The sequence below is a fragment of the Mycobacterium sp. 1164966.3 genome (assembly GCF_001665395.1).
In the GTDB taxonomy this organism is placed as follows: domain Bacteria; phylum Actinomycetota; class Actinomycetes; order Mycobacteriales; family Mycobacteriaceae; genus Mycobacterium.
Genome location: NZ_LZSG01000026.1, coordinates 1 through 20,918, shown reverse-complemented (window position 1 = coordinate 20,918; position 20,918 = coordinate 1). Strand labels below are relative to the sequence as shown.

The window sequence follows — 20,918 nt, the reverse complement described above, 5'->3', positions numbered from 1 at the left end:
CCGCCCTCGCAGATCACCACAGCTTCTTGGGCGCTACGGCCGGTTTGCTTGCCAGCACATCGATGATGTGGACAACGTCGGTGGACTCCTGCTGCCGGATGTCGTCGACGATCCACTCCGACGGCACCGGGTGGATGTACCACCTGCCCAGCGGGGCGCACATGGTGTCACGGAGCGCGATCATGTTCTTTCGTTGCGCCGCCGGCAGAGCGGCCAGCGCGCAGGCGAACCGCCAGGCATCTTCGCGAAACACTCCCAGTCCCGCCTTGATGAAGTTGTCGCCCGCCCACTTTCGGTAGGTCTTGGTGCCTGGCGAGACGCCGCAGATCGCATTGAGAACACCAGGGATCTGACTGCTCAGCACGGTGTTGACCGCGGTGAAGTCGTGGTGAAGCGACTGCACCGACGCCTTCGGGTGCTTGCGGCGAATCTCGTCGGTGACAACGCCCAGATCGAGGTCGATGTGCGCGTTCATCGCGGTCATCAGCTGCTGCAGAATGATCAGGGGATCTTTCCCGTCGTGGTCCTCGAAACCGACCTGCCACACCTGCGGCGGGACTTTCTTGCCGTCGCGGTGCGCATAGAAAGCGTCGAAGTAGTGGCGCGCGAACGTCACGTCGAAGTCCACCATCCGCTTGCCGTCGTCGAATCTGTCGTCCTGGATCGCTTGCTTGATGGCCAGCGTGACTCGCAGATACAGCGCGGCGAAGTATCCCAGTGGGCTCGCAGATTCCTTGCACCATTTGATGATCGACCGAATTTCGTCGAGGACGTCGTCGACTGGAGTAAGGTTCGGCGGCATGTGGCCAAGTATCGCAGCGGCGTGCGCAGTGGTGCCGCGACGCGCCCGAACCTGATCTCCCGGCCGTGAAGACCGTTGCGGTGCTTGGCGGTGGCGTCGGCGGACTGAGCGCCGCGCACGAACTCGCCGAGCGCGGATTCAAGGTGAAGGTCTACGAGCATCGGGACGTGTTCGGCGGCAAGGCGCGATCGATGCCGGTGCCCGGCTCGGGAAAAGCCGGGCGAGCGGATCTCCCCGCTGAGCACGGCTTTCGTTTCTTCCCGGGCTTCTATCAGCACCTCTACGACACGATGCGCCGCATCCCGGATGGGCAGGGAACGGTTCACGACCACCTCGACACGCCGAAACTGATGATGATCGCTCAGGCCGAGGGACGCAACGAAATCATCGGCCCCATGCTGCCGCCCGCATCGCTGGACGACCTCAAGCTGACGGCCAACTTCATCTGGACCATCGGAACCCAGATCGGCATTCCGGCGCACGAGATGGTCGCGTTCTTCGAGCAGATGCTGACCTATCTCACCTCATGCCAAGAACGCCGGATCGGGCAGTGGGAACGCATGTCCTGGATGGACTTCGTCGACGCCGAACACCGGTCGGCGGCCTTCAAGAAGTTCATCGCCACCGGAATGACCCGCACGCTCGTAGCCGCACGCGCAGAAGAGATGTCGGCGCGCACCGGCGCTTCGATTCTGTGGCAGTTGATGTTTTGCACCAGCATCCCGGGCAAGCATGCCGACGGTGTGCTGACCGGGCCGACGAGCGAAATGTGGATCGATCCGTGGGTCAGCTATCTGCGCAGCCGCGACGTCGAGCTACACGTGCGCCACTCAATCGAGGAGATTCACTGCGACGGGCGCCGTATCACCGGCGTCACCGTACGCAAGGGCGCTCACCGGGAGAAGGTCAAAGCCGACTACTACGTTTCGGCGATGCCCCTCGAGCGGCTGCGACTGCTGCTGACCGACAAACTGATCGAAGCCGAACCGCGGCTGCGACCCGTGAAAGACAAAAAGCTGCAGATCCGCTGGATGAACGGGATGATGTTCTACCTTCACGAGGACGTGCCGCTGGTCAACGGACACATTCTGTTCATCGACTCCGCGTGGGCGCTCACCGCGATTTCGCAGAAGCAGTTTTGGCACGGCATCGATTTCAGCGGTCTCGGCAACGGTCGGGTGGGCGGAATCCTGTCGGTCGACATCTCGGACTGGTGCACACCGGGCACGCACAACAAGAAACCCGCCCGCGAGTGCTCCAGGGCTGAGATTCACGACGAGGTGTGGGCGCAGATCCGCGACCACATCGACAAGGGTGTGCTGAAAAAGAAGAACGTCGTCACCTGGTTCCTCGACCCGGATATCCAGATGCCCAACCCGGGCAAGGCGACCAACGCCGAGCCGCTGCTGGTCAACACGGCGGGCTCGTGGGCCAACCGGCCGGACGCGGTCACCAAGATCCCAAACTTCTTCCTCGCCTCCGACTTCGTCCAGACCAACACCGACCTGGCGACGATGGAAGGCGCCAACGAGGCCGCGCGGCGGGCGGTGAACGGGATACTCAAAGCGGCGAATTCGCACGCAAAGCCCTGCGGTGTCTGGCCGCTGTGGGAGCCGCCGGTACTGGCCCCGTTCCGCATGCTGGACGCGGTGCGCTGGCGACTCGGCCTCGACGTCAAACTGCCCGTCAAGGCGACCCCGTCAGGCCGGCTGCAGCCGACAGACCTGGCCGCGCGCACGTTGCTCGCGCTCGCCCACCACGGGCGGCCCGCGTTCGCGTTGCTCGACCGTTACTGCAGAGCGTGAATTCCGTGGTAGAGCACCATCAGGCCGATCACTACCGATACGGCGGCCATGAGGCCGGCATGATTTTGCTCCATCCAGTTTTTGAGCCGCGTCAGCGGTTCGTCCAGCCGGTCACCGGCAGCTAGATAGGCCAAGATCGGGATCGCGACCGAGGAGACGGCGACGGCGACGAAAAAGGCGGCCGCCACCCAATGCCCGGCGATGCTGAGCCCGCTGCTGCCGATGGCCAGTCCGGCGCCCACGCAAATGAGCGACACATCGGGTCGCACCACCGTGAGCACTGCCCCCGTGACGGCGGCACGCGCCGGCGTGATGTTGGCAAATGAGCGCATCCAGCGTGGCGATTCGCTGCGGCGATGCCGGGTCAGCCACTGATAGATACCGAAGACGATCAGAGCCGACCCCAAAACCACTCGCAGCCACGACGCCCACAGCGGCGGCGACTTGTGCAGGCCGCCGAGCGCTCGCGAGGCCAGCACGGAGATCGCCGTCAGCACCATCAGTCCCAGCAACCAACCGCCAAGGAAGGCCAGACTGCTCGGCCGCGGTCGCGACCCCTGTAAAACCAGCACCGCCGGGATGATCGTGATCGGTGACAGCGAGATGACCAGTCCGAGTGAAATGAGCCCGGCCGTCACGGCTCCCCAGCTTCCTGCCACGGGCAGCAATCATCGCATTGCCACAGGCGCTGTGGTGGCAGAATCGCCGCGCTCGCGTGGCGCCATCCCGCCGCGCGTGTGATGATCCGGCGTGGTGAGCCGAACTGCGCGCAACGGGAGGTCCCAGTGGCAAGCCGCATTCATCTCGGACACATCTTCCACCTCGCCGGCGCTCCGCTGATCACCGAAGCCGCCCAGGCGCTGGTGTCGATTCCGGAGGGCGCGCTGGTTGTCGAGGACGACGGCAGGATCGCGTTTTGCGGTGAACGCGCCGACATCCCGTTCCAGTACCGCGCCGCGGCGGTGTCCGATCACCGGCCAGGGTTTCTGCTGCCCGGGTTCGTGGACACCCATGTGCACTTCCCTCAGACGTTCGCCGGAGACTCATACGGTGGCGGACAGCTGCTGGAGTGGCTGACCGACTGCATCTATCCGTCGGAAGCTCGCTTCGCCGACCCGGGCTTCGCTCGGCGGGCGGCGATCGAGTTCTGCGACCGGCGCGTCGCGTCGGGAACCACTGCGGCCATGGTCTTCGGGTCCCCGTTTCCGCATGCCCAAGACGCGTTGTTCACCGAAACCCGCCAGCGCGGCCTGCGCATTGTCAGCGGACGCGGCATCCAGACCGTCGGGCCTAAGGCGGCGGCGCCGTTGATGACGTCGGAAGACGACGCGATCCGGCTGACCCGCGAAGAGATCGACAAGTGGCACGCGGCCGACACCGGCGATCCGCACACCGCGCTGCTACAAGTCGCGATCGTCCCGCGCTTCTCCCTGGCCGTGACAACGCAGACGCTGAAACGCCTTGGCGAGCTTTATGATTCGGTACGCCACCGCGGAGTGTACTTCCACACCCATCTCAACGAGAACAACCGGCCGGGCACCGGCGAAGTGGACGAGACCAAACAGACCTACCAGGTCGAAACCTACCTGGACACCTACGACGGCAAATTCCTGCCCGGATCGAAAGTGGGCGGACCAACGTTGCTCGGGCGGCGCAGCATCATGGCGCACGCCGTGCACTGCCAGGACGTGGAACTGCAGCGGATGGCCGAGACAGGCACTTCCATTGCGCACTGCCCCATTTCGCAACAGTTCCTGGGCTCGGGGACCATGCCGTGGCTGCGGACGGTGGCATCCAGAGTAAACATCTCCGCCGGAACCGATTTCGGCGGCGGAGATGAGTGGCCGATACCGCAGGTGCTGGCGGCGGCGTTCAAGGTGCACATCTCCGAAGCGGGTGAAGCCGGAGTTTCCCTGCACCCCGCCGAGATGTTGTTCATCGGAACACTCGGCGGCGCGCGTGTCCTGGACATGGAGGATCGTTTCGGCAACTTCGACGTCGGCAAGGACGCCGACTTCGTCGTAGTCGACCCCACCCGCACACCGGCGCTGAAGGCCGTGATCACCCAGGGCGTACGGTCCGACGACCCGGTGATGGCCCGGGACCAGACGCTGTTCGGGTTGCTGATGAGGACCCGGGAGACGTCGATCGCCGAGACCTACGTCCAAGGACGCCGCCTGCAGCCCCCGCCGGGCAAAGTCCAAGGCTGAAGCTGGCTGAGGTTCGTGTCTTTTATTCCACCTCACAGCGACAATTGGCTTGCCGCGCAACGGTTGTCGCTCGAAGGCGGACAAATGGACACACCTCGGAAAATCTCTGACGCATGAGGCCCATGAGAAACGCATCGCGCCGCTTCTGAAATAGGCCGCCTTCAGCGTTTCTGGCGCAAGGTCCACGCCGGCACCCAGTGCGTCACGGTCTTCCGCTTGGACCCATAGGCGATCGGGTAGGTCACCAGCCCCCACCAGTCGCCCTGCTCGCAGATGCCCCAGCAGCTAAGCCGACCCTCGACGACCTTGTGCAGCTGCAGTCCGTTGGGCTGGTAATGGCCCGAGCGGTGCGGTTCGCGCGGAAAGAGCACGGTCAGGTCAACCAGCACCGGGATGGGCGGGCGCACCACCCGAAACGGGTTGCGGACCGGTTGCCCGTTGTATCCGATAGACCCGAGCGGAGCCATTCATCGATCATACGTTCGAATAGGCTGCTGTGGAGAATGGTCAGGTGCAGTCGGGCCGGGGTACCAGGTGGCGCCCTGGCGTGCTGGATCCGCTGATCGTCGGAATTCTTGCCGCGGCGGTGAGCCTGGCCGGCGCCGGCCGCCCGTCCTTCTGGTACGACGAGGCCGCGACCATTTCCGCCTCATACAGTCGCTCGCTCGGACAACTGTGGCGGATGCTGGGAAACGTCGACGCGGTGCATGGCCTGTACTACGTGACCATGCACGGCTGGTTCCAGATCTTTCCGCCGACGGAATTCTGGTCGCGTGCGCCGAGCGGTCTGGCCGCTGGGGCGACCGCAGCCGGGGTTGTGGTGCTTGGGAAGCAGTTCTCTTCGCGCACTGCGGCTTTGAGTGCCGGATTCGTCTGCGCGGTCCTACCCCGGACGACGTGGGCAGGCATCGAGGCTCGCCCCTACGCCATGTCAATGATGGCCGCGGTGTGGCTGACCGTCCTCCTCGTTGTCGCCGCGCGCCGGGAAAGCCGTTGGCTCTGGCTGGTTTACGGGATCGCCCTGGTCTTTTCGATCCTGCTCGACATGTATCTGGCCCTCGTCTTGCCGGCGCATGTCGTTTTCATGTGTACCTTCAGGCGAAATCGACCAGTGCTGGTGCCGTTCGCCGTCACGTCGGTGGTGGCGGTTTGCGCCCTGTCGCCGTTCGTGATCGAGGTGGTCGGACAAGTTCAGCAGATCAAGTGGATAGCTCCGATCGGGCGCCGGACGATCGAAGACGTGGTGGTCCAGCAGTACTTTGAGAGAAACCCGCTCTTCGCGGTGCTTTCGGCATTGGTGATGGCGGCAGCTATTGTCTTGTGGCGCTACACATCCGGTCGGCTGGATGCCGGGGATCGACAGCTGTTGACGTTGGCGGTGTCCTGGCTGGTGATACCAACCGTTTTGATCGTGGTTTGGTCGGCCCTGGCCCACCCGGTTTACACGCCGCGCTACCTGTGCTTCACCGCCCCGGCGATGGCGCTGGTACTTGGGGTCTGCATTGGCGCGGTGGCGGTCAGGCCCTGGGTAGCGACGGCCCTCGTTACGCTGTTCGCCGTTGTGGCGGCACCGAATTATGTTCGGGTGCAACGTAACCCGTATGCCAAATACGGAATGGACTACAGCCAAGTCGCCGACCTGATCACCGTCAAGACGGCACCGGGTGATTGCCTGCTGGTGAACGACACGGTGACGTTCATGCCCGCACCGATGCGCCCCCTGATGGCGGCGCGCCCCGATGCCTACCGCAAGCTGATCGATCTCACCCTTTGGCAACGAGCAACTGATCGCAACGACGTCTTCGACACCAACCTGATTCCGGAGGTCGTCGCGCGACCGTTGGGCAACTGCCGCGTCGTGTGGATCATCACCCAGGCCGACGAGTCGGCGCCCGCCCACGAGCAGGGGGCGGCAATTCCGCCCGGCCCGCGCTACGGCGCAACACCGGCCTTCACGGTTCCGCGAGACCTGGGCTTCCGGCTCGTCGAGCGCTGGCAGTTCAACCTGGTTCAGGTGATCAAAGCCGAGCGCTGAGGCTCAATAGATACGGATGTAGTCGACAAGCATTGATGCCGGGTAGGTACCTAGGGCAGGATCACCGGCACCGACGCCACCCACCGCCAGCGTGAACATGGGAGTCATCCAATAGCCGGGATTGTTGAACGGCCACCGCTTGTCCTCAGGAGGGCCGCCATAGACGTGAATGGGCTTCGGCGGGACGCTGAAGTACGGTGCCCCGTCGCGCGAGAATTGGAATCCGTCCTCAGCCCAACGCATTCGCCAGGTGTGCCAACCGCCGTCCACCAATCCGGGAATCGATTTCCCCTCCCAGGTCTTGCCGTTGGATGCCGCGTGGACGGTGCTACCCGGGGGCCAGGAGCCGTTGCCGTACCACTCGAAGATATCGACCTCGCCGTCTGGCAGAGGATCCTCGTTGACACCCCAGAACGCCGCCCAAAGGCCGGGGAACAAACAGTCCAGCTTTATCCGGGCTTCCCATGTTTGGTTGATCATGCTGCGAAAGTTGCCTCGCAGTTTGCCGCTGTAGTAGTCGCCCCCTTCCTGGGTGGCCCGGAGGACGAGATTGGAATTGCCGTCGAGGAATACGTTTCGGCGATCGTCGCGGTATATCCCCACGACAGGCGGGAAGACGTCGTCCTGCCAGGTCTGCACCGTCCACTTCCCCGGATCGGGGGCTGCGCCGGCCGGGCCGTCGAACTCGTCCTGAAAAATATAGGGCCCACCGGCGCCCGCAGGTGCCTCCGGCTGCGACGGGTACGCCAGGGCTTCGGGCAAGGGCATCGCCGCTGCAGCCGCCAGCATGCCGAGCCCCGTCGTCAACAACATGTGGCGACGATCCATCTCAAATACCACCAATCGTTAGACCGGGACCTCCGACTCGGAATTCCCTCACAAGCTCCCCTGCGCAATTCCTGGACAACGCCGCAAACGGTGTTATGAAACCATGCCCACCCCCGTTGCGCATCAAAAGACACGAACCCAGTCGACGAGCATTTCCATCGGATAATTCCCGCGTGCCGGGTCCCCGCCCCCTGAACCGCCAACCGCGAGGTTCAGCACGGGGAACATCGTGTAGCCGGGATCGTTGAACGGCCACTCCCGGATCGGATCGTTGAGATCCTCGATGCCGGTCGCGGGAACGCTGAAATATGGCTCCGCGCCGTCGGCGTAGTCGACCCAGAAATACATGCCGCTGGGGTTCCACGTGACCCGCCAGTTGTGCCAGCCGCCGTCGATCCCGATGGGGTGGGTCTCGAATGCCGTGCCCACCGGGTTTGCGTGGACCGTGGTCCCCGACGGCCACTCCCCGTTGCCGTACCACTCCATCAGATCGACCTCGCCGCTGCGGCCGGGGTCGTCATTGGACAACCACCACGCCGGCCACATGCCAGGGCCTAGGCAGTTCAGCTTGATACGGGCTTCCCAGGTGGTTCCGATGCCTCCGCGCCAGGTGCCACTCACCAAGCCGCCGAAGTAGGCGCTGCCTTCTCGGGTGGCGCGCAGCACGAGGTTGGATTTGCCGTCCAGGAACACGTTCTCGCGACTGTCCCGGTATTGGCCGAAGAATTCGGGTCTGTCCCAGTTGACCGGGTTGCGGATCGGCGTCCGGAAGTTGGAGACGATCCACTTCGACCGGTCCGGCGACGAACCGGCCGCGCCGTCGAACTCGTCGTGAAACAGGTACGCCCCAGTCTGCGCGACCGGCGCAGCGGGTGGGGGCGCCGGTGCAGCTGGGGGCGATGAACGCAACGGAACAGCCCCTGCATTCGGAACGGGAATCATGGCCGCCAGAGCCCCAAATCCCGTCGCCAGCATCATGCGTCGACGATCAATGTCAGGCACAAGCAAGGGACGATATCAGCCCGTGATGGACCGCGCTGAAGCAGGCGAGGCGGCGGGCACCCGCTGCCACGAGTTCCTCGACCCCGGCGGCGGGGCGAGGTCACGAGTCGGCGGCCGACGTTCCGCCGTCGATAGGCAGCACCGTGCCCGTGATGCTGGTGCACGCGGCGTAGTACAGCGCGGCCTCGGCGACATCGTCAGGGGTTCCCTCCCTGGGCAGCGGCCGGTCCTCGCGCATTTTCGCGCGCGTCTTCGCCACGAACTTGTCGACGGCCTCCGCGCTTAGTCCGCGGACCGAGGACGCGAGGATGGGGGTGGGAATTCCGCCCGGCGCAAGGCAGTTCACGCTGACGCCAAGCGGCGCAAGTTCGGCGGCCACACTCTTCGAGAAGTGTATGACCGCTGCTTTGGAGGCACGATATGTCGCGACTCCGGCACCGGGTTGCAGCCCACCGATCGACGACACGTTGATGATGCTGCCGCCGTCGTGGGCAGCCATGTATCGCGCGGCTTCCCGCGTGCCCAGCATCACCCCTAACAGGTTGACCGACATCACCTTTGCGAAGTCGCCCAGATCGTAATCCAGGAAACTGCGGTACATCGTGCTGGAGATTCCCGCGTTGTTGACCATCACGTCGAGTCCACCGAAGCGTTCGACCGTCGCCTGCACCAGAGCGCTGACATCGTGGGCGGACGAGACGTCGGTGTGCTGAAACCACGCGCTTGGGCCGAATCCCGCAGCCAATTCTCGGCCCTCGTCGTTGACATCGGCGATCACCACTTCGGCGCCGGCGTCGATAAACCTACACGCGATTCCGTATCCGAGACCGGACGCAGCGCCGGTGACCACGGCAACTTTACCGGCCAGTGATCGGGTCATCGAATCGCGCTCAGGTAACGCATCACCGGCGGTGGTTGGGTCTCTACGGCCACCGGCCTGGACATCTGCCCGCTGCGCAACGCCGCGTTCAGGTTGGCACGAGCAGTGTCGACGTCCGTGTCGATCTCGTAGAGGGTGATGAATGATTCGCCGTTGTCGGCACGCCAGCGGCGCGCAGAGACGAATCCCTCGACGCTCAGCATCTCAGGTATGTGAGTCTGCTCGTGCCATTGGTGATATTCCTCAATTAAAGCCGGTGCGGCGGGCTTGCTTTCGACAAATAACAAGGTTCTGGCCATTATCGTCTTTCCTGGTAGCTACTGAATGGGTTCGTCGCCCAGGACGGTGGTCCGCAACATCTCGCGTTGCGAATCCGGGTCGTAGGGGGCCGCTCGATGCAAAACCCCCCGGTTGTCCCAGATGACCGTGTCGCCGACCGACCAGGCGTGGCTGTAGACCCGGTCACGCGTGGTCGCTCGCTCGAGCAAGTCGGATAGTAGAGCGCGGCCGTCTTTGACGTCCATGCCTACGACGTAGTCGGCCGAAGCGCCCAGCACCAGCGACTTTCGGCCGCTGCGGTGGGTCCACACCAACGGATGCTCATGAGTGGGCCGGGATCGCCAGCGCGCCAGCTGCTCTGGAGTGGGATCGGGCGTGACACGTCGCTGTGAGGCCTCCAGCGAATGCACGACGCGAAGTGCACCGAACCGCTCCTGCTCTGCCGGGGTCAGTGCCTCGTACGCGGCGTAGGAATTGGCGAATTCGGTTTCTCCGCCCCGGTCGGCGACTTGCACCGCCGACAGGATGGTGGCCTTTTGCGGATATTCCTCACGCAAGGGCGTGCATCCATCGATGTGCCAGTCGAACGTGGCCTTCAAGTAGGCTGCCGACGAATTCTTCGACGGGTCCAGGGTGATCGGGTAGATACCGGCGACCGGATGGTGTCCGTCGGAGGAGTGATCGACCTCGCCGAGGCGCCGGCAGAAGGCGACCTGCGCCTCGGGCTCGAGCTGCAGGTTGCGAAATACCAAGACTCCGTTGGCTTCCAGCGCATCGAGGATAGCGGCGCCGATCGATTCGTCGTCGCCGGCAGCGGCCAAGTCGAGGCCGGAGACTTCGGCGCCGACCGACTCGGTGAGCTTGGTGATGGTGAGCAGACTCATAACCCGGCCTCTCTGGCGACTCAGGGCACTGGTTCGACGGTGCGGATCATCACCGCGTCAGCGGCATTGACCGGGGCGGGCTGATGCATGACCTCCACCGCCATCGCGACCATGATCAGCGAATAGATCAGGTGCAGCAGGTTGAGCGCATCGTCGGGCAAACCGTCGAGCGGAAACTTGTCGCAGTATTCGATGGCTTCTTCCAGCCGCGGCAAGAACGCGTCGTGGAACTCCTGCATCTCCGGCATGGTGCTGGCCATTCGGGCGTTCCACCGGTCGGTTTCGGTTGGCAAGCACCAGGTTTGGGCATAGGGCTCGAGTTCGGCGAATGCGCTGGGCAGCCGTGCATCTGACATGGTCATGCTCCTACCGGCGTCCGTTCGGACCGATATTCGTCGACCCAGTCGACGACTACCTTGTGCAGGTGGCGTACCAGGATTTCCTGGTCGTTGAGCGGGAACTCGTCGACGACGCCGTACTCGAGCGCGGCCTGCGTCCCCCCGAGCATGCCTGCGTCCTGCAATGCAAATTCTTTGAGCACCACCGCCGCAACTTCGTGTTCGATGCGCTCCCGGACGTTGCGGGCCGGATGGAAATAGGTGTACGCCTCGAAGCGGTGCGTATTGTGCGACGTCGGCCAGTACCGGTAGAGCAGGTACCAGCCCCCGTAGATCAGGATTTCGGTGTTGGGGAAGATCTGGAAATTGCTGATCCCCCACGGCTCGATGCCGCCAGGATTGAGGCCGGCCGGAAGCTCGCCGATGTCGGGCGTGCGCCATGGGCCGACGAGTCCGCTTCGGGTGGCCCGCTCAACCGGGTACATATACTCCGGCGGCAGCAGCCACCGGCGCCGTCCCGCCGTCGACACCAGGCGGTGCGGACCGTCGAGTTGAAAATGCCCGCAGGTGAATCCGGCGTTCGGGTCGCGCACCTCCGGCGGCACCTGTTGCGGATGCAGCGAGGGCACGTGGTAGTACTCCTGGAAGGCGTCGGCGAAGATCTTCCAGTTGCTGTTGTTGTGCGCGACCCATTCGTAGCGTTCGGTCAACTTGCCGAACGGGTAGTCGTCCAGGCCGGTAATCATCGGGCCCAGGAACTCACGCAAACTTTGGCGCGGCTCGTCGTCGAAGTTGATGAAGACAAATCCGTTCCAGACGTCGCAGTGCACGGGACGCAGTCCGTAGTCGGCCATGTCGAGGTCGAAGAACTCCGACTGCTGCTGCACGAAGTTCAGCGCGCCGTCCAGACCGTAGCGCCAGCCGTGATACTTGCACGTGAATTGCCGGCAGGTGCCGCGAGTTTCCTCGCCGGGAAAGTCGTTCCACACCAGCTTGTTTCCGCGGTGCCGGCACACGTTGTAGAACGCACGAATGCCGTCGTCCCGACCTCTGACCAAGATGACGGATACGCGTGCCACCTCGATTTCCTTGGTCACATAGCTACCGATCCGCGGCAGTTCTTCGACCCGGGCCACGTTGAGCCAGGCGCGCCTGAAGACCGCTTCGCGCTCGAGTTCGAAGAACTCCGGCGAGGTGGAGTCTTTGAAAGAGATTGGCCCGGTGCCCAATTCCGGATAGTGCTCGGTCCAGGACCTCTCCGCTGGTCTTGCCGATCGTGTCATGTTGTCCTCCCTGTCATAGCACCGCGCCGCCGTTGACACCCAGAACCTGACCCGTGATGAATCGGGCCTCGTGCGAGCAGAGAAAACCCACCGCCGCGGCTATGTCGGCACCAGTTCCCAAGTAGCCCACCGGAATATTCGCGGCGATCTGCTCATTGGACCCCAGATACCCGGCGGCCTGCGACTGATGCTGCATCGGTGTCTCGATCCCCGAGGGCGGGATGGTGTTGACCGTGATTCCCTGCGCCGCGTACTCGCGGGCCAGCGACTTGGCGAGCGTGATCACCGCGCCCTTGGACGCCGCATAGTGGGCCGCGAAGGGCGATCCGCGTTGTGCGCTCGACGACGAAATCAACACGATCCTGCCCCATTTCGCGGCCAGCATGTCCGGCAACGCAACTTGACAACAGTGGAAGGTCCCGTTCAGGTTCACGTCGATGATTCGCGACCAAGCCTCGGTGGTGATGTCGGTGAACGCCGAGTAGCCGAACAGTCCCGCGCTGGTCACCAGCACCGAGACCGGCCCCAATTCGCTGCGGACTTTGGCGAACGCCTGCTCGACGGCGATGCGGTCGGTGACATCGGCACCGATCGCAAGAGCCGAGCCCCCGTTGGCCCGCAGCTCATCGGTAACACGTTGGGCCGCTTCCTCGTTGACGTCGAGCACTGCGACCTGCAGGCCCCGCCGCCCCAGTTCCTGGCAGGTGGCCTCGCCGATGCCGGACGCACCGCCCGTCACCACGGCGACCCTGGACTTAGTTGGCATTCGAGGTCCTGTTCACTCGTAGACCACCCGCACGGTCCGGCTGGTCGGCAGACCCTGACAGGTCAGGATCCACCCCTCGGCGACCTCCTCGTCGTCGAGGGCGTCGTTGTTGAGCATCCGCGCAGAGCCTTCGGTCAAACGCGCCATGCATGTTCCACAGTTACCGACTTCGCATGACGACGGAGCGGGTAGGCCGGCCATCCGCGCGGTCTGCAACAAGGTGTCGCCGCCCGAGTACGACACCGTCATGGTCCGGCCGCCGAGTTCGATCGTCACCGCTTCGGTGCCGGCATTGCCGCGCGCACCGGCATCCGCCGGTGCGGCATCGGCGTACGGCAGAGCACGGGAATCTGGCATCCCGGCAAGAGTATCAACTACTTGTCATTAATCTCAAGTACTAGACACTCGCGGCATATGGTAGGCGCAGGCCCACCTCAGTCTTCGACGTGATCACTGAAAAGTTCATGGCCCGTGCCCTTTTCGACCACCCGGCCCAGCAGTTCGCGCAGCGTCTCCTGCTCTTGCGCATTGAGCACACCGAAAACCTGCTCGTGAGCCGACAACGCGCTGCCGACCACCGTCGCGGCGACGCTGCGGCCTTCTTCGGTGAGGTACGCCTGCAGGATGCGCCCGTGCTGCGGATCCTTCTTCCGTTCCACCAGACCGCGTCGTTCCAGCGAAGCGAGCGCGACCTGTACCCCCTGCGGGCTGATCAGCAGGCGCCGGGCGAGTTCGGCTCCGGACAGGCCGGGTTCGTTGGCGAGTTGGCGCAGCACACCGATCTGCGCGGTGCTCACGCCGTGCACGCTCATCGCCTCGTTGATAGTGGTCAGCGAGTAGTAGAAGGCCTGCTTGAGCAGCCACAGGATGTGGTCGGTGAGTTCCATGCCGGGCTCGGCCATCATTCGACGGTAGCGCAGGGGCTTTTATAGATGTGCCCGTTTTTCATCACGAACGAGACATCGAGTGTGGTGGCGATGTCCTGCGCCGGATCTCCCGATACGGCTATGACGTCGGCAAGGAAGCCGGGGGCGATCCGCCCCAGCTCGTCTTCGGCCTCGATCAGTTCGGCGGCTACCACAGTGGCGGCTTGGATCGCCTGCATGGGCGTCATGCCGCGCTGCACCAGGGCGACCAGTTCCTTGGCATTCTGGCCGTGCGGGATGGCCGGTGCGTCGGTGCCACAAGCAATGCGCACGCCGGCCGCGATTGCCTTGGGCAGCATGGACTTTGCCTTCGGAAAGACATCCTCGGCCTTCTTGCGCAGTTCCGGCGCGATCCGGTCGATGGCCATCGCCTCGGTCAGGTACGTGGTCGAGACCAGGAACGTGCCGTGGTCGACCATCATCTGGATCGTCTCGTCACTGGCCAGAAATCCGTGTTCGATGCAGTCGATGCCGGCGCGGATACATGCCTGTATCGCGGTATCGCCCACCGCGTGAGCGGCCACCCGCAAACCGGCCCGGTGCGCTTCGTCGGCTATCGCCGAGAATTCCGCGTCGGAGTACTGCTGCGAGCCGGGAGCGGTGCTGTGCGACATGACTCCCCCCGACGCCGACACCTTGATCAACTTGGCGCCGTGCCGAATCTGGTAGCGGACACAGGCGATCACGTCCGGCACGCCGTTGGCGATGCCCTCAGCCACCGAGAGCGGCATGATGCCGGGAGCCAGCCGCTGAAATACCGTGGGGTCCAAGTGGCCACCGTACGGTGTGACGGCATGCCCGGCGGGGTAGATACGCGGTCCGTCGTGCCAGCCCTGCTCGATCGCGCGCTGCAGGGCGACATCGAGAAGGTAGCCACCCGTTTTGACCATGAGCCCGAGGTTGCGCACCGTGGTGAAGCCGGCGTGCAGCGTGGTCCGCGCATTGACCGCGGCCCGCAGAGTGCGATACGCCGGGTCGTCCTGCACGCCGTGCATGGGCGCAGGCAGCCCTTCGGGACCCCCGGGGCCGCCGATGAACAGGTTGAGCTCCATATCCATCAGCCCGGGCAGCAGCGTGACGTCCCCCAGATCGATGACCCGTGCCGAATCCGGCACCGGCCCAGCAGGATTGACGCCGGCAATGCGGTTGCCTTCGACCGCCACTACCGCCGGGGAGCGAACCCGGCCCTTTTCGACGTCGGCCCACCGGGCGGCGCGAAGGACGGTCGTTACGGTCACGGAACCGGCTCGGACACGCAGTCCAAAGTGGATGCCCCCGAGTCGGGAACCCGCGGCTGTTTCCAGCACTCCACCGGAAACGACACCATGATCATCGAATACAGCAGGTGCATGAGGTTGAGGACGTCTTCCGGTAAGTCGTCCAGGGAGAACTTGTCGCAGTACGCGAGCGCTTCCTCGGCACGCGGGGTGATCGCGTCATAAAACGCCTTCATCTGCGTCATCGAACTGGCCAGCCGCTTGGCATAGCGCTGCGGTTCCGACGGCAGGCACCAGTCCGAGAACGGTTCGAGATCGGCGAATTCCGTTGGCAGCATTGGCATGGGCTCACACCCCGGCCTTCGTGCGGCGGTACTCGTCGATCCACGCCGCAGTCTCCTTGTGCAGGTGACGCAGCAGGATTTCTTGGTCATTGAGCACGAACCGATCGATCACCCGCGACTCGATCATCGACTGGGTCGCCTCAAGGGTATTGGCGTCCTGCAGTCCGTACTCCTTGAACGACACGGCCGCCAATTCCTGCGCCACCCGTTCGCGCGGGGTTCGCGGCTGCGGGAAGTACAGCGTCCCCTCGAATACATGGCTGTTGTACGACGTCGGCCAGTAGTGGTACGTCAGATACCAACCCTGCCCCCAGAACAGCATCACGAAGTTCGGAAACAGCTGGAACGAATCCAGGCCCCACGGATCGCATTTCGCCGGATTCAACCCGGCCGGCAGCTCTCCCAAATCGGGCTTGTCCCACGGCCCGAACAGCCCGCTCTGGCAGATGTCCTCGATCGGCTTGCGCATCTCGGGTGACATCTCCCAGGCCCGCACGCCCGACGTACTGACCAGCCGATGCGGTCCTTCCAGCCGGTAGTGCGGCGCCTCGAAACCCGCCTCGGCGGCCGCCTTCGAATACGCCGTCGGCGACTGGTTCGCATGCAACACCGGCGCGTGATAGAACTCCTGGAACGCATCCATGTAGAGCTTCCAGTTCGCCTTCACCGTCGAGCGGTAGTACCAGCGCGAGGTCATCTTGCCGAACGGATAACCCTCCAGCGCGAGGACCAGGGGCCCGAGGAAATCCCGCAGTGACTGTTCGGGCTGTTTGGCGAAGTTGACGAAAATGAAGCCTTCCCAGACGTCGCAGTGCACGGGCACCAGCCCGTAGCGACTCTTGTCGAGATCGAAGAACTCGTCTTCCTGCTGCACGAACGTGAGGTTGCCGTCCAGGTCGTAGCGCCAGGCGTGGTATTTGCAGGTGAACTGGCGGCATATGCCACGTGTCTCCTCGAACGGCATGTCATTCCACACCAATTTGTTGCCACGGTGCCGGCAGACGTTGTGGTAAGCCTTGATCTCCCCAGATGTCGTGCGCACCAGGATGATCGAGGTGTTCACGACCTTCAGTTCCCTGGTGAAGTAACTGCCCTTGCGTGGAAGTTGCTCCACCCGGCCGACATTCAGCCAGGCCCGCTTGAAGATCGCCTCGCGCTCCAGGGCGTAGATCTCCGGACTGATGGAATCCTCATAGGACACCGGCGCGGTACCCAGTTGGGGATAGTGCTGCGTCCAGCTGCCCTCAGGCGGCTTGGGGAATCGAGCCATCGGCGCTCCTGTCTGTCCCGGTCTCAAGCAGCCACCGGCTTATCCATAGGAGTCGGTCGATGCCGACGGTATATGCTCGACGCCTGAATCACAAGTAGTTGATATTCGTGGGATGGGAGGCTCGGGTGACCGAGCGCGTGCAATCGGGGACTTTTCACGTTGTGTCACCCCAGACCGGGCAGGCTATTGCCGAAGTCGCGGTCGCTGGACCTGCCGATGTCGATGCTGCCGTCAAAGCTGCACGCGCCGCACTGGATACGGGACCGTGGGGTCATTACCAACCGTCGGAGCGCATCGCGGTGGTCGGTCGGCTCGCCGACGTGTACGACCAACGACGACAACAGATGGCCGAGACGATCACCGCCGAGATCGGTGCCCCGATCAGCTTCGCCCGGCGTGCCCAGGTCGGTCTGCCGGCAATGATGATGCGCGCTTTTTGCGACCTGGCCGAATGGCATCCATGGCGGGAGACCCGGCCCGGGTTCTTCGGCGCTGATGTGCAGATCCGAAAGGAACCGGTCGGCGTGGTCGCCGCGATCGTGCCGTGGAACATGCCGCAGTTCCTGATTATCGCCAAGCTGGTGCCCGCGCTGCTCGCCGGTTGCGCCGTGGTCCTTAAACCCGCTGCCGAATCCCCTTTGGATGCACTGCTTTTGGCAGAAATACTGGACCAGGCCGAGCTGCCGCCGGGTGTGGTGAGCGTCCTGACCGGCGGCAGCACCGTCGGGGAATTGCTGGTCAGCCATCCCGGCGTGAACAAAGTGTCGTTCACCGGTTCGACCTCTGCGGGCCGGGCCGTGGCCACGGCGTGCGCCGCCAATCTCACCAAAGTCAGTCTTGAACTCGGGGGCAAATCGGCCGCGATCATCCTCGACGACGCGGTACCTGAGCAGGTCGCGGCCGGGGTGCGATCGGCCAGCTTGTCCAACAGCGGCCAGATCTGCAATGCGTTGACGCGCGTTCTGGTGCCGTTGCGACGCCACGACGAATACGTCGAGGCGCTCGCGTCCGAAATGGCCGGGCTGCGGGTGGGCGACCCCAATGACCCCGACACCCAGCTGGGGCCGCTGGTCTCCCGTCGCCAGCAAGAACGCGTCTTGGACTACATCCGAATCGGCGAGCGCGAAGGCGCCCGAATTGTCGTCGGGGGCACCGACATGCCGGACGGCATCGACCGCGGATGCTATGTGAAGCCCACTCTTTTCGCCGACGCCGACAACAGCATGCGCATTGCGCGTGAAGAAATTTTCGGTCCGGTAATCACGGTCATCCCTTATCGCGACGAAGCCGACGCGGTGGCCATTGCCAACGACTCCGATTACGGCTTGGCCGGATCGGTATGGACCGCTGACACGGACCGAGCGCTGGAACTCGCGGCGCGCATGCGTACCGGCACCCTCGGGATCAACCAGGGTTACACCATGGACCCGTTCGCACCGTTCGGCGGGGTCAAGGCCAGCGGCTACGGCCGTGAGCTGGGCCCCGAAGGGCTGGAAAGCTACCTGGACGCCAAGTCCATCGCGATTGCATCCAGCGGGTGACGGCTAGCCGGTCGCGGGTTCGCTGAGCTTGACCAACGTCTTGCCGATGTTGGCTCCGGTGAACAGCCCGTTGAGCGCGTCGACACAGGATTCGATGCCCTCGAAAATGGTCTGCCGATGCCGCAGGCGGCCTTCGGCCTCCCACTGCCGAAGGTGGGCGAAGGCCTCGTCGAAACGGCCCCACTGGTGCAGCGCGTTGAACCCCTGCATGAGCGCCGTCTTCGACAGCAGGTTCACGTAGTTGGCCGGCCCCGGATGCTCCCCCGTCAGATAGCTGGAGATGACACCGCAAAGCACCACTCGCGCATTGGAATTCAGCCGGCCCAGCACCGCATCGAGGATCGGGCCGCCGACGTTGTCGAAGTACACGTCCACCCGCCGGGGGCAGTGCTGCTTGAGGGCCGCGGGCAGGTCGTCGTTCTTGTAGTCGATGCACGCGTCGAAGCCGAAATCCTCGACCACCGCCCGGCACTTCTCCGAGCCGCCCGCGATGCCCACTACCCGCGCTCCGGCGATCTTGGCGATCTGCCCCGCCACCGATCCGGTGGCACCCGCCGCTGCCGACACCACCACCGTCTCCCCCGCCCGCGGCTTTCCGATGTCGGTCATCCCGAAGTAGGCGGTGGCGCCCGTCGGGCCGTACACCGACATGATCGCCAACTGATCGTCCTCGCCGGGAATGGGCGTGCTGAACACGTCGTCGCGGATGATCACGTACTCCTGGAAGCCAGTCAACGTGGTGACCACGTCGCCGACGGCGTAAGCGGCACAACGCGATTCGACGACCTCGCCGATCCCGGCCGCCCGGATGACCTCGCCGAGCTGCACCGGCGGCAGGTAGCCGGGCTGGTCGTCGAGCCAAGTGCGGGCCGCAGCGTCGATGCCGACATAGGTGGTGCGCAGCAGCGCCTCACCGTCGCCGGGTTCGGGCGCCGTCGAGGTGACCAACTCGGTGTCACCCGGCTCGACCAGCCCGGTGGGGCGTCGGCGGAGCAGGATCTGACGGTTCGGCAATTCGGGCACGCTCCGAAACTACCCAAGCAACCGACCCCCCGGATGTGGGAGCATCTGTGGATGTACCCGGACGATGACCCCGAAGCCCGGATCCGGCAGCTGGAGCAACCGCTGGCCGACGCCGCGCGCGCATCGGAACTGGGAGGAACCCAACCGCCGCCATCGCCCGGGTACGGATACGGCGGCATCTACCCTCCGCCCGCCTCCTCGTCCTCGGGCAGCCGCGTGTTCTGGATCGTGGCGGCGATGTTCGTCGTCGGCATCCTGATTCTGGTCGGCGGGATCGCCGCGTTTGCCGTGCACCGATTCCCCGATGCCGGAGTGGTGGTCGGGTCCCCGGCTTCGAGCACCAGCCGGCTGAGCACTTCGCCGCAGCCCATGCCGAGCGTCAGGGTTCCCCCCGCTCTGCCATCCCTCACCCTGACTGCGCCGGGCCAGACGTCCTCTGCCCCGCCGGCGGGCGCCACCCTCACCGTTTCCGGCGTCGGCGAGACCCGGACCATTGCCTGCACCGACAACGTGATCAGCGTCAGCGGCGTGTCCAACACGGTGGTGATCACCGGCCACTGCACGCGCCTGAGTGTGTCCGGCGTCAAGAACTCGATCACCGTCGACGCCGCCGACACCATCGAGGCGTCCGGTATGCAGAACCAGGTGACGTATCACTCCGGCTCGCCGAAGATCAAGAAGTCCGGCCAGTCGAACGTCGTCCAGCAGGGCTGACGGCTATTACTACGCGGACTCTTCGGAGTCGTCGAGGACGCTGACGGCTATCCCGTACGGCAGGAATCGCACCTTGCGTTTGGGGTCGACGTTGTTCTTGTTGGCTCGCAGGGCGTCGAGCTCGGTGGCGTACACCTGCTCGACGCGGGCGCCGCCGTCGTCGTCCACGGTGTAGATGGCCCACACTCCGTCGCCGGCCTCACCTGCGGTTTCCGGCGCCGGCCGCGGCCGCCGGGACAGGTCGTCGAACACCGCCGACCACCCGGACCGCGTGCCTGCCGGCGCGCTCAAGAACCGCCCGATCCGTTCGAATGCCTCGCGCAGCCCCTCGCTGCCCTCCCTGATCACCCGATCCAAGTCCTCGGGATCAAAACCGAATGCACCGTAGTCGCCCACGCGACCTCCTCGCTGTTGATCTCTAAGCGATATGGCCCAGTGTGCGCTCGCGCGACGCGATCCGCCATGTAGGCCGCTGAGCGGCTAAGGGCCGGGCGGCGGCGCCGGGGGCGGCGGCGGGTTGATCGGAATCGGGACGGTGACGAACGGAAAGTGCAAGTACATCGTCAACGGTGGCTGGGCGGGAGCAGCCGGCGTGGGCGGCGCGGCCGGTGGCTGCGGAGGCGGCGCGGCCGGCGGCGGCGGAGGCGGCGCCGCCGGTGCGGGTGCCTGCTCCCTCGGCGCCGGCGCACGCGTGGCCGGTGCGCGACGCGGGGGGGCGGCCGCCGCGGCCGGTATCGGCGCCACGCTCGGCGGAACAAGTCCCGCCCAGCG

Annotated in this window: 23 protein-coding genes and 1 pseudogene; 6 read left to right on the top strand and 18 right to left on the bottom strand. The window is 64.6% G+C overall.

All coding sequences use genetic code 11. The features are described from left to right. Positions 1-13 precede the first annotated feature (13 nt). Positions 14-802, bottom strand: coding sequence for a DUF5995 family protein (locus A9W99_RS09210; RefSeq protein WP_067376023.1), 789 nt, complete (start codon positions 800-802; stop codon positions 14-16). A gap of 65 nt (positions 803-867) precedes the next feature. Here A9W99_RS09210 and A9W99_RS09205 point away from each other — a divergent pair, with 65 nt between their 5' ends. Further along, entirely contained in the window at positions 868-2,607 is a 1,740-nt protein-coding gene (locus A9W99_RS09205) for an FAD-dependent oxidoreductase (RefSeq protein WP_067376021.1), read from the top strand. Here the strand turns inward: A9W99_RS09205 and A9W99_RS09200 are convergent. Continuing rightward, entirely contained in the window at positions 2,592-3,266 is a 675-nt protein-coding gene (locus tag A9W99_RS09200; protein ID WP_067376019.1) for a GAP family protein, read from the bottom strand. The genes A9W99_RS09205 and A9W99_RS09200 overlap by 16 nt on opposite strands. Positions 3,267-3,392: 126 nt before the next feature. On the opposite strand from A9W99_RS09200, the gene A9W99_RS09195 reads away from it, so the two are divergent. After that, positions 3,393-4,817 (top strand): amidohydrolase family protein, encoded by a 1,425-nt coding sequence (locus A9W99_RS09195; protein WP_156623027.1) that lies wholly within the window; start codon positions 3,393-3,395, stop codon positions 4,815-4,817. Between the two features lie 161 nt (positions 4,818-4,978). On the opposite strand, the gene A9W99_RS09190 is transcribed toward A9W99_RS09195, so the two are convergent. Continuing rightward, entirely contained in the window at positions 4,979-5,284 is a 306-nt protein-coding gene (locus A9W99_RS09190; RefSeq protein ID WP_067241840.1) for a hypothetical protein, read from the bottom strand. Positions 5,285-5,364: 80 nt separating this feature from the next. On the opposite strand from A9W99_RS09190, the gene A9W99_RS09185 reads away from it, so the two are divergent. Then, positions 5,365-6,852 carry a glycosyltransferase family 39 protein gene (locus A9W99_RS09185; RefSeq protein ID WP_082929923.1) on the top strand — a complete coding sequence of 496 codons (1,488 nt, stop codon included), beginning with the start codon at positions 5,365-5,367 and terminating at the stop codon, positions 6,850-6,852. A gap of 3 nt (positions 6,853-6,855) precedes the next feature. Here the strand turns inward: A9W99_RS09185 and A9W99_RS09180 are convergent, their stop codons facing one another. The 13 genes and pseudogenes from A9W99_RS09180 to A9W99_RS09120 form a co-directional block, all read right to left on the bottom strand. Then, positions 6,856-7,680: a family 16 glycosylhydrolase gene (locus tag A9W99_RS09180; RefSeq protein WP_067376015.1), complete on the bottom strand. Its 825-nt coding sequence runs from the start codon at positions 7,678-7,680 to the stop codon at positions 6,856-6,858. A gap of 123 nt (positions 7,681-7,803) precedes the next feature. Continuing rightward, positions 7,804-8,688: a family 16 glycosylhydrolase gene (locus A9W99_RS09175; protein WP_067376011.1), complete on the bottom strand. Its 885-nt coding sequence runs from the start codon at positions 8,686-8,688 to the stop codon at positions 7,804-7,806. 94 nt (positions 8,689-8,782) lie between these two features. After that, a complete protein-coding gene (locus A9W99_RS09170; protein ID WP_067376009.1) occupies positions 8,783-9,562 on the bottom strand; it encodes an SDR family oxidoreductase in 780 nt (259 codons plus the stop codon). Next, positions 9,559-9,861 (bottom strand): DUF4286 family protein, encoded by a 303-nt coding sequence (locus A9W99_RS09165; protein WP_067376008.1) that lies wholly within the window; start codon positions 9,859-9,861, stop codon positions 9,559-9,561. Before A9W99_RS09165 ends, A9W99_RS09170 begins: the two co-directional genes overlap by 4 nt. An 18-nt stretch (positions 9,862-9,879) precedes the next feature. Next, positions 9,880-10,725: a TauD/TfdA family dioxygenase gene (locus A9W99_RS09160; RefSeq protein ID WP_067376004.1), complete on the bottom strand. Its 846-nt coding sequence runs from the start codon at positions 10,723-10,725 to the stop codon at positions 9,880-9,882. Between the two features lie 20 nt (positions 10,726-10,745). Next, positions 10,746-11,087 carry a hypothetical protein gene (locus A9W99_RS09155; RefSeq protein ID WP_067376002.1) on the bottom strand — a complete coding sequence of 114 codons (342 nt, stop codon included), beginning with the start codon at positions 11,085-11,087 and terminating at the stop codon, positions 10,746-10,748. Next, positions 11,084-12,346, bottom strand: coding sequence for an aromatic ring-hydroxylating dioxygenase subunit alpha (locus A9W99_RS09150; RefSeq protein WP_067375996.1), 1,263 nt, complete (start codon positions 12,344-12,346; stop codon positions 11,084-11,086). Before A9W99_RS09150 ends, A9W99_RS09155 begins: the two co-directional genes overlap by 4 nt. Positions 12,347-12,359: 13 nt before the next feature. Next, positions 12,360-13,112, bottom strand: a complete 753-nt coding sequence (locus A9W99_RS09145) for an SDR family NAD(P)-dependent oxidoreductase (protein ID WP_067375995.1) — start codon at positions 13,110-13,112, stop codon at positions 12,360-12,362. 12 nt (positions 13,113-13,124) lie between these two features. Then, a pseudogene (locus A9W99_RS27170) lies at positions 13,125-13,427 on the bottom strand (2Fe-2S iron-sulfur cluster-binding protein); the annotation flags it as partial. Positions 13,428-13,546: 119 nt separating this feature from the next. Then, positions 13,547-13,999 (bottom strand): MarR family winged helix-turn-helix transcriptional regulator, encoded by a 453-nt coding sequence (locus A9W99_RS09135; RefSeq protein ID WP_067376108.1) that lies wholly within the window; start codon positions 13,997-13,999, stop codon positions 13,547-13,549. Between the two features lie 14 nt (positions 14,000-14,013). After that, a complete protein-coding gene (locus A9W99_RS09130; protein ID WP_067375993.1) occupies positions 14,014-15,276 on the bottom strand; it encodes an amidohydrolase family protein in 1,263 nt (420 codons plus the stop codon). Next, positions 15,273-15,599 (bottom strand): hypothetical protein, encoded by a 327-nt coding sequence (locus A9W99_RS09125; protein ID WP_067375989.1) that lies wholly within the window; start codon positions 15,597-15,599, stop codon positions 15,273-15,275. The genes A9W99_RS09130 and A9W99_RS09125 overlap by 4 nt, the downstream gene beginning before the upstream one ends. A 4-nt stretch (positions 15,600-15,603) precedes the next feature. Beyond that, positions 15,604-16,869: an aromatic ring-hydroxylating dioxygenase subunit alpha gene (locus A9W99_RS09120; protein WP_067375988.1), complete on the bottom strand. Its 1,266-nt coding sequence runs from the start codon at positions 16,867-16,869 to the stop codon at positions 15,604-15,606. Positions 16,870-16,994: 125 nt separating this feature from the next. Here A9W99_RS09120 and A9W99_RS09115 point away from each other — a divergent pair, with 125 nt between their 5' ends. After that, the gene (locus A9W99_RS09115; RefSeq protein ID WP_253869703.1) at positions 16,995-18,410 is read left to right on the top strand and encodes an aldehyde dehydrogenase; all 1,416 of its coding nucleotides are present in this window, start codon (positions 16,995-16,997) and stop codon (positions 18,408-18,410) included. A gap of 3 nt (positions 18,411-18,413) precedes the next feature. On the opposite strand, the gene A9W99_RS09110 is transcribed toward A9W99_RS09115, so the two are convergent. Then, positions 18,414-19,433, bottom strand: coding sequence for an NADP-dependent oxidoreductase (locus tag A9W99_RS09110; RefSeq protein WP_067375986.1), 1,020 nt, complete (start codon positions 19,431-19,433; stop codon positions 18,414-18,416). Positions 19,434-19,484: 51 nt separating this feature from the next. Between A9W99_RS09110 and A9W99_RS09105 the strand changes: the two genes are divergently transcribed. After that, complete coding sequence (locus tag A9W99_RS09105; protein ID WP_067376106.1) at positions 19,485-20,147, top strand: DUF3060 domain-containing protein; 663 nt, start codon at positions 19,485-19,487, stop codon at positions 20,145-20,147. 9 nt (positions 20,148-20,156) lie between these two features. Here A9W99_RS09105 and A9W99_RS09100 read toward each other — a convergent pair whose 3' ends face one another. After that, complete coding sequence (locus A9W99_RS09100) at positions 20,157-20,543, bottom strand: hypothetical protein (protein ID WP_067375984.1); 387 nt, start codon at positions 20,541-20,543, stop codon at positions 20,157-20,159. A 139-nt stretch (positions 20,544-20,682) separates the two neighbouring features. On the opposite strand from A9W99_RS09100, the gene A9W99_RS26795 reads away from it, so the two are divergent. After that, positions 20,683-20,918 (top strand): hypothetical protein (locus A9W99_RS26795; RefSeq protein WP_216639722.1); only part of this gene is annotated, 236 nt, incomplete at its 3' end.